16 protein-coding genes are annotated in these 12,413 nt (G+C 66.1%); 8 read left to right on the top strand and 8 right to left on the bottom strand.

Annotated features, from left to right (window positions below; all coding sequences use genetic code 11):
* Positions 1 to 4: 4 nt before the first annotated feature.
* Genes otnC through VH499_RS08925 form a run of 4 tightly spaced genes read right to left on the bottom strand, consistent with a single transcriptional unit; the run spans position 5 to position 3,605 of the window.
* Complete coding sequence (gene otnC / locus VH499_RS08910; RefSeq protein WP_332052358.1) at positions 5 to 649, bottom strand: 3-oxo-tetronate 4-phosphate decarboxylase; 645 nt, start codon at positions 647 to 649, stop codon at positions 5 to 7.
* A complete protein-coding gene (otnK, locus tag VH499_RS08915; protein ID WP_332052359.1) occupies positions 646 to 1,902 on the bottom strand; it encodes a 3-oxo-tetronate kinase in 1,257 nt (418 codons plus the stop codon). The genes otnC and otnK overlap by 4 nt, the downstream gene beginning before the upstream one ends.
* Before the next feature lie 9 nt (positions 1,903 to 1,911).
* Positions 1,912 to 2,331, bottom strand: a complete 420-nt coding sequence (locus tag VH499_RS08920; RefSeq protein WP_332052360.1) for a hypothetical protein — start codon at positions 2,329 to 2,331, stop codon at positions 1,912 to 1,914.
* On the bottom strand, positions 2,328 to 3,605 hold the full coding sequence (locus VH499_RS08925; RefSeq protein WP_332052361.1) for a glycerate kinase: 1,278 nt from the start codon (positions 3,603 to 3,605) through the stop codon (positions 2,328 to 2,330). The genes VH499_RS08920 and VH499_RS08925 overlap by 4 nt, the downstream gene beginning before the upstream one ends.
* A 29-nt stretch (positions 3,606 to 3,634) precedes the next feature.
* Between VH499_RS08925 and VH499_RS08930 the strand changes: the two genes are divergently transcribed.
* The 3 genes from VH499_RS08930 to VH499_RS08940 all read left to right on the top strand — a co-directional run bounded on the left by VH499_RS08930 (position 3,635) and on the right by VH499_RS08940 (position 5,127).
* Positions 3,635 to 4,423, top strand: a complete 789-nt coding sequence (locus tag VH499_RS08930; RefSeq protein ID WP_332052362.1) for an N-formylglutamate amidohydrolase — start codon at positions 3,635 to 3,637, stop codon at positions 4,421 to 4,423.
* 16 nt (positions 4,424 to 4,439) lie between these two features.
* Positions 4,440 to 4,745: a DUF1244 domain-containing protein gene (locus tag VH499_RS08935; protein ID WP_332052363.1), complete on the top strand. Its 306-nt coding sequence runs from the start codon at positions 4,440 to 4,442 to the stop codon at positions 4,743 to 4,745.
* A 109-nt stretch (positions 4,746 to 4,854) separates the two neighbouring features.
* Entirely contained in the window at positions 4,855 to 5,127 is a 273-nt protein-coding gene (locus tag VH499_RS08940; protein ID WP_332052364.1) for a DUF2312 domain-containing protein, read from the top strand.
* Here VH499_RS08940 and VH499_RS08945 read toward each other — a convergent pair.
* From VH499_RS08945 to VH499_RS08960, 4 genes are all read right to left on the bottom strand, one after another.
* Entirely contained in the window at positions 5,124 to 6,005 is an 882-nt protein-coding gene (locus VH499_RS08945; RefSeq protein ID WP_332052365.1) for a hypothetical protein, read from the bottom strand. The genes VH499_RS08940 and VH499_RS08945 overlap by 4 nt on opposite strands.
* Before the next feature lie 15 nt (positions 6,006 to 6,020).
* The gene (locus VH499_RS08950) at positions 6,021 to 6,695 is read right to left on the bottom strand and encodes a DUF429 domain-containing protein (RefSeq protein WP_332052366.1); all 675 of its coding nucleotides are present in this window, start codon (positions 6,693 to 6,695) and stop codon (positions 6,021 to 6,023) included.
* Positions 6,696 to 6,702: 7 nt separating this feature from the next.
* Positions 6,703 to 7,920, bottom strand: coding sequence for an NADP-dependent isocitrate dehydrogenase (locus VH499_RS08955; RefSeq protein ID WP_332052367.1), 1,218 nt, complete (start codon positions 7,918 to 7,920; stop codon positions 6,703 to 6,705).
* An 87-nt stretch (positions 7,921 to 8,007) separates the two neighbouring features.
* Positions 8,008 to 8,601, bottom strand: a complete 594-nt coding sequence (locus VH499_RS08960) for a TIGR00730 family Rossman fold protein (RefSeq protein WP_332052368.1) — start codon at positions 8,599 to 8,601, stop codon at positions 8,008 to 8,010.
* Positions 8,602 to 8,722: 121 nt separating this feature from the next.
* Here VH499_RS08960 and VH499_RS08965 point away from each other — a divergent pair, with 121 nt between their 5' ends.
* From VH499_RS08965 to VH499_RS08985, 5 genes are all read left to right on the top strand, one after another.
* Positions 8,723 to 9,742, top strand: coding sequence for a LysM peptidoglycan-binding domain-containing protein (locus VH499_RS08965; RefSeq protein WP_332052369.1), 1,020 nt, complete (start codon positions 8,723 to 8,725; stop codon positions 9,740 to 9,742).
* Between the two features lie 27 nt (positions 9,743 to 9,769).
* Positions 9,770 to 10,462 carry a phosphatidylserine decarboxylase gene (locus VH499_RS08970; RefSeq protein ID WP_332052370.1) on the top strand — a complete coding sequence of 231 codons (693 nt, stop codon included), beginning with the start codon at positions 9,770 to 9,772 and terminating at the stop codon, positions 10,460 to 10,462.
* A 19-nt stretch (positions 10,463 to 10,481) separates the two neighbouring features.
* Positions 10,482 to 11,309, top strand: coding sequence for a CDP-diacylglycerol--serine O-phosphatidyltransferase (gene pssA / locus VH499_RS08975; protein WP_332052371.1), 828 nt, complete (start codon positions 10,482 to 10,484; stop codon positions 11,307 to 11,309).
* A 127-nt stretch (positions 11,310 to 11,436) separates the two neighbouring features.
* Positions 11,437 to 11,601: a Flp family type IVb pilin gene (locus VH499_RS08980; RefSeq protein ID WP_332052372.1), complete on the top strand. Its 165-nt coding sequence runs from the start codon at positions 11,437 to 11,439 to the stop codon at positions 11,599 to 11,601.
* 268 nt (positions 11,602 to 11,869) lie between these two features.
* Positions 11,870 to 12,397, top strand: coding sequence for an A24 family peptidase (locus tag VH499_RS08985; protein ID WP_332052373.1), 528 nt, complete (start codon positions 11,870 to 11,872; stop codon positions 12,395 to 12,397).
* Positions 12,398 to 12,413: the final 16 nt, after the last annotated feature.

The raw sequence follows: 12,413 nt of genomic DNA on the forward strand, positions 1-12,413 counted from the left end.
CCGGTCAGGAGGGAAAGGCTTCCTCGATCTCGCGGACCTGGAAGTCGGAAAGCGTGCGCGTCTTGAGACCTTGCAGGAGCAGGTGAAGCTTCGCGGTTTCCTCCAGCTCCTCGATCGAAGCGGAAGCAGCCGAGAGCGACGTGCCGGCAACGACCGGCCCGTGGTTGGCCAGCAGCACGGCGCGATGGCCCTTCGCATATTCACGGATCGCGTCGGCGAGCTTGGGATCGCCCGGCTTGAAATAGGGCACAAGCGGCAGCTTGCCGACGCGCATCACGAAGTACGCCGTGAGCGGCGGCAGCGTGGTCTCGGTATTGTGATGGCAGGAAGGATCGAGGCAGGAGATGGCGACGGCATGCGTCGAATGCAGATGCACGATCGCCCCGTCCTTCGGGCGCACGTCGTAGACCGACCGATGCAGCAGCGCTTCCTTGGTCGGCGGATCGCCCGCCACGTGCTTGCCCGCCGCATCGAGTCTGGAGAGTTGCGCCGGGTCGAGCTCGCCGAGCGAGGAGTTGGTGGGAGTCATCAGCCAGCCCTCGTCGATACGGACGCTGATATTGCCCGACGTGCCGGGGCAGAGGCCGCGCGCCGCGAGCTTGCCGCCGAGCGCGCAGATCGCCTCGCGCGATTTCGCTTCCTTGCTCATGGCCCGGCAAAAGCCTTGGTGAAGAAGTCGGGCGCGCCGAAATTGCCGGACTTCAGCGCCAGCAGGAGCGGCTTGTCGCCCACGGAGGCCGTCCACGGCACGCCCGGATCGATCTCGGGTCCGATGCGCAGCGCCACGACGTCGAGCGCGCCTACCACGGCACCCGAGGTCTCGCCCCCCGCGACGACGAGCCGGTGGACGCCGGCCGCGACGAGACCGCGCGCAAGGCGCGCCATTGTCTGCTCGATCGCCGAACTCGATTTCTCGACGCCGTACCTTGCCTGCAGTGTCTTCACCGCGTCGGGCTTGTCGCTGGCGGAAAGCAGGATCGGCGCCTTGCCGAGCTTGCCGCTGGCCCAACTGAGCGCTTCTTCGGCGACCGGCTCGCCGCGGCAGATCGCGTCGGTATCGAGCGCGAGATGCGCGCCCTTGAAGTTGGCGATCTGGGCGAGCGTGGCCGCCGAGCAGGAGCCGGCGAGAACGGCGGAAGCCCCGTCGACCTCGGGCAGGGCGTCGACGCCCGACTTGTGGGCCAGCAAGCCGCGCCGGCGATAGGCGGCGGGCAGGCCGATGGCCACGCCCGAACCGCCGGTGACCAGCAGATCGTCGCCGACCGCTTCGCCGATGATCCCGAGGTCGGTGTCGGCCACGGCGTCGACGACGACATGCCGCACGCCCTCGGCCGCGAGCTTGTCGAGAGCGGCGCGCAAGACCGCCGATCCCGCCTGCACCTCGCTGAGCGGCACCAGCCCGACCTTGTGCTTCGTCTGACGCGCCAGCACGCGCACCAGGCTCGCGTCGGTCATCGGGTTGAGCGGATGATGCCGCATGTGCGTATCGGAGAGCAGCAGATCGCCCACGAACAGATGGCCGAAGAAGATCGTGCGGCCGTTCTCGGGGAAGGCCGGGCAGTAGATCGCCTGTCTCGCCTTCAGCGCATCGAGCAGCGCATCGCCGACCGGCCCGATGTTGCCCCTGTCCGTCGAGTCGAAGGTCGAGCAATACTTGAAGAAGAAGCGCGCGCAGCCCGCTTCCCGCAGCGACTTCAGCGCCGCGAGCGACTGCGCGACGGCGTCCTTGGCCGCGATCGAGCGCGTCTTGAGGGCGACGACCACGGCGTCGATGTCGGCGGGGATCACGCCCTCGGCCGGCACGCCGATCGTCTGCAGCGTGCGCATGCCGCCCTTCACCAGCATGCCTGCGACGTCGGTGGCGCCGGTGAAATCGTCGGCGATGATTCCCAGAATGGCCATGGCCGAACGTTAGGCGAGGACGGTTGCCGGCATCCAGAACTTTCGGCGGCGGGTGCGCCGACGCCCGGCATCCTCGCCATCGTAGTGATGCAACGGCGGCGCAGGATCGAAGATGTCGCGGACATCGAGCGCATTCACATTGACGATGCCGATCGATCGGCCCTCGTCCTCCATCACCGCACCGACATAAGTGCCGCACTTCGCGCACAGCAGATAGTCCGTGATGCCGAGGCCGAAACGATAGCGCGAGACGTCCTTCGCGGCGGCGCGGAACTCGATCGAGCCGGCAGGGTCGCCCATCGTGCGTGCGCCGTGGCGGCGACAGAACGAGCAGGCGCAGCGGCCGACGCGCATTTCCTCCGGCCGCTTCGGCGACTCGAGTCTGATCCGGATGGCGCCGCAATGGCAGGAGCCGTCGTACTGGGTCATGGGGCCACCAGGCTGGCACGGAAGTCATTGACGTTGGTGCGGGTCGGGCCGGTGACAAGGCTGTCGCCCAGCATCTCGAAGAAGCCGTGCCCGTCATTGTCGTCCAGCATCGCTTTCGGGTCACGGCCCTTGGCGCGGGCACGGGCGAGCGTGTCGGGAGCGAAGATCGCGCCGGCGATGTCCTCCGCGCCATCGACGCCATCGGTATCGGCTGCAAGACCCCAGATCCCCGGCGCGCCGCCAACCGCGATGGCCTCGCTCAGGAGATACTCCACGTTGCGTCCGCCGCGGCCCGTGCCGCGCACCGTCACCGTCGTCTCGCCGCCCGACAGGATCACGGTCGGTTTGCCGTCCGACTTCACGAGGTCGAGCGCTCGTCGGGCATGCGCCGCGCCGAGCACACGCGCCTCGCCCTCGAGATTGTCGCCCAGCATCACCACCTCGCAGCCGCGACGCCGCGCGAGCTCGGCCGCCGCCTCGAGCGAGCGTCCCGGCGTCGCCACCGTGATCGTCTCGACCTGCGCCAATCTCGGGTCGCCCGGCTTCGGCGTCTCTTCGATCCTGCCGGCGGCGCCCGCGTCGAGATGCGAGCGGACCGACGCCGGCGGATCGATCTCGTATTTGGCCAGCACCGCCAGGGCGTCGGCGAAGGTGGTGCGATCGGGCACCGTCGGGCCGGAGCCGATCACGCCGGGATCGTCGTTGGGCACGTCGGAGATCAGCCAGCTCACCACGCGCGCCGGTTGGGCCGCGACCGCGAGGCGGCCGCCCTTGATCGCCGACAGGTGCTTTCGCACCGTGTTGATCTCGACGATGTTGGCGCCGGATCTGAGCAGCGCCCGGTTGACCTCCTGCTTGTCCGCCAGGCCGAGGCCGGCCGCGGGAAGAGCGAGCAGCGCCGACGCACCGCCCGAGATCAGGCAGAGCACGAGATCGTCGGCTGCAAGGCCCTTCACCCTGTCGAGGATGCGCCCGGCGGTGGCGCGGCCCTTTTCGTCCGGCACGGGATGCGCCGCCTCGACGATCTCGATCTGCCTGCACGCCTCGCCATAGCCGTAGCGCGTGACGACCAGCCCTTCGACCGGATGCGGCCAGCGCTCCTCGACCGCGCGTGCCATCGCGGCACTCGCCTTGCCGGCACCGATCACGATGCTCCGCCCCTTCGGCGGTTGCAGCTTGTCGATGTAGGGTGCAAGGCAGGTGGCGGGACGGGCGGCGGCGAGCGCGGCATCGAACAGATCGCGCAGGAGCGCGCGGGCCTCGGCATCTTTCATTTGCGCGATCTTCGCACTATAGGGGCGCGATGCAACCGCTGCTCGGGCCGGGCGATCCGCCGCCTTTTCGGGTCCACAATGAAAGAGGCGAGGCGCCGCTTCTCCTGCTTTGCGATCACGCGAGCAAGGCCGTTCCCAAGGCGCTGGACGGTCTCGGCCTGCGGGCGAAAGAGCTGTCGCGCCATATCGGCTGGGACATTGGCGGGTTCGACGCCGCGCTCGAGCTTTCGTCGCAGCTCGATGCTCCGCTGGTCGCCTCCGGCTACTCGCGGTTGGTCATCGACTGCAATCGCTGGCCAGGCGGCGAGGGCTCGATTCCCGAGATCAGCGACGGCACGGAAGTGCCCGCCAACATGGGACTGAGCCAGGTGCAGATCGACGCGCGGGCGCACGCCTGTTTCTGGCCGTACCATCAGGAAGTCGACCGCCGGCTCGATCGCATGACGCAAGGCGGCCGCCAGGTCTGCCTCCTGGTGGTGCACAGCTTCACGCCGCAGATGAAAGGGTTCAAACGGCCGTGGCATGTCGGCGTCTTGTGGAACGACGATCCGCGCCTGCCGAAGCCGCTGCTGGCCGAGTTGCGCCGTGATGGCGCACTGGTGGTGGGCGACAACGAGCCCTATTCGGCTCGCGCATCCTACGAATACACCCTCACGGCCCATGCGCGGCCGCGTGCCTTGCCGCATTGCTCGCTGGAAGTGCGACAGGATCTGATCGAGACGCCCGACGAGGCTCGGACTTGGGCCCGAAAGCTCGCGCCGGCGATCCGGGCCGCCGTTGCAGCGGCGCTGGCCGCGGCCTATATCCCGGCGAACTAGCGCAGGGGTCAGGAGAATGGCCATGGATGACAAGACTCGCACCGAGCTCGAAGCCGCCGCCTTCCGTCGACTGGTCGCCCATCTGCAGGAGCGCACCGACGTGCAGAACATCGATCTGATGAACCTGGCCGGCTTCTGCCGCAACTGCCTGTCGCGCTGGTATCGCGAGGAGGCCGGCAAGAAGGGCATCGAGGTCGCCGATCCCAAGGCCCGCGAGATCGTCTACGGCATGCCCTACGAGGAATGGAAGGCCAAGTACCACAAGGAAGCCTCGGGCGATCAGAAGAAGGCCTTCGAGAAGGCCCAGCACAAGCACGGTTGAGGACCCGCAGGCCGTCCCCGTTATCCCCACGTTTCATCGCCTCGACGTCATTGAGCGGATGCCGTCACCGCTCCTATGGTCCGCCCCACAGGATCAGGGAGTAGCGGACATGCCGGACGGGGGCGCTGTTGCGAAGAAGGTCAAGGCCGGGCCGATCTCGGCCGACCGGCTGAAGAGCTTCGTCGAACGCATCGAGAAGCTCGAGGAAGAGCGCAAGGCGATCGGTGGCGACATCCGCGACGTCTACAGCGAGGCGAAGGGCGTGGGCTACGACGTCAAGACCATGCGCAGGATCGTGTCGCTCCGGAAGATGGACGCCGCCGACCGCGACGAGCAGGAAGCATTGCTCGACACCTACAAGCACGCGCTGGGAATGAGCTAGGGGCGCGGGTGCGATAGGTCTTCCAGCGCCGCGGCCGTCTGCGGCGCGGCGAACATGGCGGCGGCATTGTGGCCGACGCCGGGAATCTCGACCAGGGTCCAGTTGAACGGCCAGCTCATTCGCGCTGCCGTTTCCCGCGCCTGCCTGAAGGCATTGCGTCCGCGCGCCAGTCGATAGGGTCCCTGCGCCATCGCCTCGGGACTGGCGGCAAGGTTGTGCTTTCCGGTATCCGCATCGCCCAGCAGGACGACGAGCGGCCGGGCGAGATAGGCGCGCAGCGCCGCCTCGGCGTCGCCCGTCGGTCCGAAACGACCGAACCCGAACGGCGCTGGCTCGGCGAGACTCGGCATGACCCAGGTGGAGGGATTGGCGGCGACCATGCGCGCCGCATCGGTCGTCGCGAACGCGGCGACGCGGTCGACGAACTGTGCGCCGGCGGAGTGGCCGAGCAGGACGTAAGGCATTTGCGGCGATCCGGCGGCCGCCCGCGCCCATGCCGCCAAGGGCGCGACGAGATCGACGGTCCGCCCGCCCGGCGTCACGGCTACGCCGTTCTGCACGATGCCGCCATACTGGTAGAGATCGCGCGGGAAGCGTTGCTTGTCGAATTGAGGCGCGACGACCAGGGCGCAGAGGCGATCCGCCAGGGGACGCGCGTGGTCCCGGTAGGGTCCGGCATCGCGCTGCACGCCGTGGAACACGAGCAGCAGGAGGTCGGGCGTACAGTCCGTTGGACGGTATGTGAAAAGCCTGAGCGTCGCGCCCGGCAGGGCCGCCGATTGCTCGCCGTTGCCCGGGCCGATCTCGGCGCGATTCTGTCCGTTGGCGCCGGCGGCGGCAACAATCATGACGGCAAGCGCAAGCAGGCATCTCTTCATCGTGTCGCCCATCGTTCAGTACCAGATGTGCATTGCCAGCCCATAGCGATCACGCCCTTCGGCCGGCCCGAGGCGCGTCGCGGTACCCGCAGCGATGAGCGTCGCCGTGCGGCAGACGGCGATGGCGTCGAGGATGTCGTCGCGGGCCGCACCGGGAAGGCGGTCCACGGTGCATTCGAAACCGTGCCTGGCGAGCAGTTTCAGCCGCTCTTCGTAGCCCTCGGGCTTGCGCTTCTTCGAAAGCACGGGCTTGCCGCCGTTCATGCGCGCAAAGGCGAGTTCCGGATGCGCCTCGTGAATGATCCGGCACAGGTCGCGCTTGCTGCGCAGAAGACTGTCGACTTCGCGCAGCTTTGGGAAAAGATGATAGGTCTGCTGGTTGAGGCCGAGCCCCAGTGCCTTGCTGGTCGCGTTGGCGTCGGCATGGCTCGTGCAGGCGAGGGCGGGACGGCAAGGGCTCGGAAAGACCGAACTCGCCTTGCCAGGCAGCAGGGCGCGGGCTTCGGCTTCGCACGCACGACCGGGCCGCGGCGTCTCGCAAAGCCCGATCGGCATGTCGACCGCCAGAACGGAAAGGCCCTCGCAGGCGTCTGCGAGGGCCTTCACGACCTTGATGTCGAGTGTGCCGTCGCCGTCGCGCCGGCAGACCACCCAGCCGGTGGGACAGCCGTCGGCGCCGGCGACGATCAAGCGCCGACTACCACCTGGCCATCTTGGCCTTGAGGTTGGCGTCGAGCGTGTCGAGGAAGTCCTGGGTATTGAGGAAGGGATGCTTGGGATCGATCAGGATCGCGAGATCCTTGGTCATCTTGCCGCTCTCCACCGTCTCGACGCAGACCTTCTCGAGCGTGTCGGCGAACTTCACGACGTCCGGCGTGCCGTCGAACGTGCCGCGATACTTCAGCCCCTGCGTCCAGGCGAAGATAGAGGCGATCGGGTTGGTCGAGGTCGGCTTGCCCTTCTGGTGCTCGCGATAGTGACGGGTCACCGTGCCGTGCGCCGCCTCGGCCTCGACCGTCTTGCCGTCCGGCGTCATCAGCACCGAGGTCATGAGGCCAAGCGAACCGAAGCCCTGCGCCACGGTGTCGGACTGCACGTCGCCGTCGTAGTTCTTGCAGGCCCAGATGAAGGCGCCTTCCCACTTCAGCGCCGAGGCGACCATGTCGTCGATCAGGCGATGCTCGTAGGTGATGCCCTTGGCCTTGAACTTGTCGGCGAACTCCTTGTCGAACACCTCCTGGAACAGGTCCTTGAAGCGGCCGTCGTAGCGCTTGAGGATGGTATTCTTGGTGGAGAGGTACACCGGCCAGCCGCGCATCAGGCCGTAGTTGAACGAGCTCCGCGCGAAGCCGATGATCGACTCGTCGTTGTTGTACATGGCGAGCGCCACGCCGCCGCCCGGGAAGTCGTAGACGTTGTGCTCGATCTTCTTGCCGTCGGCGCCCTCGAACGTGATCGTGAGCTTGCCCTTGCCCGGCACCACGAAGTCGGTGGCGCGGTACTGGTCGCCGAAGGCGTGACGGCCGATCACGATCGGCTTGGTCCAGCCCGGCACGAGCCGGGGCACGTTCTTGCACACGATCGGCTCGCGGAAGATCGTGCCGCCGATGATGTTGCGGATCGTGCCGTTGGGCGAGCGCCACATTTCCTTGAGGTTGAATTCCTTCACCCGCCCCTCGTCGGGCGTGATGGTGGCGCACTTCACGGCGACGCCGTACTGCTGCGTCGCCTTCGCCGAGTCGACCGTGACCTGGTCGCTGGTCTTGTCGCGGTATTCGACGCCGAGATCGTAGTACTTCAGGTCGATGTCGAGGTACGGCAGGATCAGCTTGTCCTTGATGAACTTCCAGATGATGCGGGTCATCTCGTCGCCGTCCATCTCGACGACCGGATTCTTCACCTTGATCTTCGCCATCATGCTTCCTTTCGAACCCCAAAATCCAACGCGCGCGGCCTTTTAGCGAAGCGGCACGAGCGCGGCAAGGTGACCGGCTGCACGACCTCAGAGCCGGTCCAGCTCCTTCTGCGGGCCGCCGACGCGAGGCATTGCCGCCAGGGTCGGCAACACGTCGTTCAGATCGGTCAAGAACGCGACATGATCGAGATGCGTAGGAGCCGCGAAGCCGCCTTCGACCACGCCGTGCAACAATGCCGCCAGCGGCTCCCAGTAGCCTTCCACGTCGAGGATGACGATGGGCTTGGCGTGCAATCCCAGCGTCCGCCACGAAAGGACCTCGAAGAACTCTTCGAGGGTGCCTATTCCGCCCGGCAGGACGACGAAGGCGTCGGCGCGCTCGAACATCTCCAGCTTGCGTTCATGCATGGTCTCGACGACCACCGTCTCGTCGAGCTCGGGATGGCCCGCCTCGCGCTCGAGGAGGAACCGGGGAATGACGCCGATGACCCTTCCGCCTGCCTCGAGGGCGGCGTTAGCCAGTACGCCCATCAACCCGACACCGCCGCCGCCATAGACGAGCGCTATTCCTTCCCGCGCCAGTATTCCGCCAAATTTGGCCACCATGTCGCGGGCCAGACCATTGTTGCCGAAGCGGGCACCACAAAACACGCAGATGGAGGAGGGAAAGGGCTCGGACACGGTGGGTTCGTTACTTATTTAAGGGATCCGACGCCTTTCCGGACCCGAGCGACATGGTATCATTTCGCCCAAGAAAGGGACGGCGCCAATAGCGGTCGGTCGTCGCACCGCTGGGAGTCAAATGTCACGCACTGTTTTCGCGCTGATGGCGATTGGCGCGGCGGTCATTGCCATCGCCCTCGGGGTCGCTTGGCAGAGGAAAATGAGCGACCGCGAGGCCATGAACCAGGCCAAGACGGCCGAACCGGCGCCCCCTCCGGCGGCGCCGGCGATTGCGTTGCCGCCGCAGCCCAAGCCGGCGGAAACGGCCCCCGCGACGTCAGCCGTCATGGCGCCGAGCTTCGACGTGGCGCGCATCGACCCTGACGGCCGGGCCGTGATCGCGGGCCGCGCGGCACCGGGCGCCAAGATCGTTCTGCTCGATGGCGGCAAGGAAATCGCCCACGGCGAGGCCGACAACCGGGGCGAATGGGTGCTGCTGGTGCAGGAACCTCCGCTCAGCCCTGGACAGCATGAACTGCGCGTGGTGCAGCACATCGAAGGACGTGCGCCGGTCACCTCGGAACAGGTCGTCGTCGCGGTCGTGCCCAAGCCGGCTCCCGGCTCGAACGACCAGACGCTCGTGATGATCGCCCCGCCGGGTTCGGTGCCGACACTGGTCCAGCCGCCGACCACGGCGGGAACGCCGAAGTCGGGCGACCTCCAGCTCTCGACTCTCGATTACGACGAGCGCGGTCAGGTGACGGTCACGGGCAAGGCTGCGCCCGGCGGCCATGTGCGCGCCTACATCGACGACAAGCTGGTCGGCGAAGGCGTTGCCGGCAAGGATGGGCGCTGGCACCTGGTGCCTGACGGACCGGTCCCGACCGGCAAGCATACGCTGCGGCTCGACAAGCTTGGCGCTGACGGCAAGCCGACCGCACGGCTCGAAATGCCGTTCGATCGGCAGGAGGCGGTCTCGATGGCCGGCGACAGCCGGCAGCTTCACGTCGTCCGCGGAGACAACCTGTGGAACATCGCGCGCGCCCATTATGGCGAGGGGTTGCGCTACACCCTGATCTTCAACGCCAACAAGGACCAGATCCGCGACCCGAATCTGATATATCCCGGCCAGGTTTTCAGCCTGCCCAAGGTCGACTGAGGTCGCCGGGCTCGGAAGAGCGTGCTCATGTTGGCGAATTTCCTGATCCCGGTCCTCGATGACGGCTGGCGCTTCATCGCCATCTTCGCCGGCGTGACGTTGCTTGCGGCGCTGACGGGCATCGCCTGGCTCTTCTGGCCGTTGATGGCGCTGACCTTGTGGTCGGTCTACTTCTTCCGCGATCCGCCGCGCGGCGTGCCGCAGGAGGACGGGCTGCTGATCGCCCCGGCCGACGGCCTCGTCCAGATGATCGCCGAGGCCGTACCGCCCGCCGAGCTCGGCCTCGGCGAGCAGCCGTTGACCCGCGTGTCGATCTTTCTCAGCGTGTTCGATGTCCATATCAACCGCGCGCCCTGTGCCGGGACGATCGAGGCGATGGCCTACCGGTCGGGAAAGTTCCTCAACGCGGCGGCCGAGAAGGCTAGCGAAGACAACGAGCGCATGGCGATCGCCTTCCGTCGTGCCGACGGCCGGCTGATCGGCTGCGTCCAGATCGCCGGCTGGGTCGCACGCCGCATCGTCTGCTACATCAAGCCGGGTCAGACGATGGCCGCGGGCGAGCGCTTCGGCCACATCCGCTTCGGCAGCCGCACCGATCTCTACCTGCCGCCCGGCGCGCGGCTGCTGGTGGCGGCCGGCCAGCGCATGATCGGTGGCGAAACGGTGATGGCCGAGCTGGATCCGGCCGTCGGCACACCACGATCGGCGATCGAATTCTAGAATTCTTGCGGAGACCGCCATGGACAGGAACTATCGCAGCCGCCGCGGATTGCGCGGCTTCTCCGTCAACCGGCTCATACCGAATGTCCTGACGCTTGCCGCCCTCTGTTCAGGGCTGACCGCGATCAGGTTCGCGCTGCAGGGTGAGTTCCGCCAAGCCGTCATTGCCGTCATCGTCGCTGCCATTTTCGACGCCCTCGACGGCCGTGTCGCGCGGCGTCTCGGGGTGACGAGCCAGTTCGGGGCCGAGCTCGATTCGCTGTCCGACTTTCTCTGCTTCGGCGTCACGCCGGCGCTGGTGCTCTATCTGGCGTCGCTGAAGGACGGCGGTGCCCTGGGGTGGGTGGTGACCCTGATGTTCCCGATCTGCTCGGCGCTGCGGCTGGCGCGCTTCAATACCGGATTGCTGGCCGATACCCCGCCACCGGCCTGGACCGGCTCCTTCTTTACCGGCGTGCCCGCGCCTGCGGGGGCGTTGCTGGCGCTGATCCCGCTGGTGGTGAGTTTCGAGGCCGAGGCGGCATGGCCGCGCCATCCCCTGGTGGTGGGCGCCGCCCTGGTCGGCGTCGGCGGGCTCATGGTGAGTCGGCTGCCCACCTTCTCGTTCAAGAAGGGCCGGGTGCCCAGGCATCTGGTCCTGCCGTTGCTCCTGGGAGCGGCGCTGGTCATGGGGGTCATCGCCAGCTCGCCCTGGATCGGCTTCTCGTTGCTCGGCCTGGTCTATCTTTGCCTGATCCCGTTCAGCTGGATGGCATACCGTCGTCAGGCGTCACAGGACCGGAAGGTATCGTCGGCCGCTGTCGTTCCGCTGCACAGCGTTGATAGTCGATCGGTGTCGGACGAATAAAAAATAATAATTCTAATCAGTTACGTGGCTATATTCATCTTTCGATGGAGATTTCATTGACCGCGAAATGAGTCTTAAGTAAGGTCTCCAAGTAACAGAATAATCATACAAAAATGGAGATCCCCTCATGTTGTTTCTGTTCCGCCGACTGATGAGAAGCGCCGAAGGGGCGAGCGCGATCGAATATACCCTGATCGCTTCGCTCATTGCGGTGGCCGCCATCGCGTCGATGCGAACCGTCAGTGGCAAGGTCAGCAACGTGTTGAGCAATGTTGGCGGCGCCATGAGCTGACGGAGATAAGCCAGACGAAGATCGGGCATCCTAGCGATAGGATGCCCGTTTTCTTTGACCACTATTAGAAGTGCTGTGACCATTTTTCTCTTTTGAATCAAATATATTAGGCTCTTGATTTAAAGTGCGATGACAGATACAGTTTGTAATGTTCTTATTTGTTGTTTCACGCCCCGAGCATATTTTCGCGCCTACTTAAGGATCTAACTGAGGAAAGCTTTGTAAGGTCCCGTTGGGTGATAAATAGTTCTTGGGGGACGGAGTCGCCATGCGGCGGGTCTTGATTGGGGGTCGGATGTCGCTATTGGCGCTTCTGCAGGTCTGTTGCGTGGCAGCCTTTGCGCTCCTGTTGATCGCGGCGGGCTGGCAGGATTTGCGGACCATGCGTATCGCCAATGGTCTTTCCTTGGCGGTCGCCGCCAGCTTCATCTTGTGGGCAGGCGCAGGTCTCCTCCTGGGCAGCGTCACGATGAGCCAGATCGGCTGGTCTGCCGGCTGCGCCATCGCCGTCTTCGCCGTCGGCGCCCTTGCCTTTGCTGTCGGCGCCATCGGGGGTGGCGACGTCAAGCTGCTGACTGTGGCCAGCCTCTTTGCCGGGCCGACGCGTCAATTCGACTTCCTTGCAGTTACCGCCATCGTTGGCGGCCTTCTTGGCCTTGCCATCCTCGCCGGCGCGCCGATCGGCCCGTCCGCGCGGTCTCAATCTCACGTCGGCGCACTGCGTTCCGGCTTGCCCTATGGCCCGGCGATCGCCGCCGGTGGCCTGTGGGTCGCCGCCTCGCTCTTGATGGCCTGACCGCAGGAGACGAGAA

The organism is Reyranella sp., assembly GCF_036558665.1.
In the GTDB taxonomy this organism is placed as follows: domain Bacteria; phylum Pseudomonadota; class Alphaproteobacteria; order Reyranellales; family Reyranellaceae; genus Reyranella.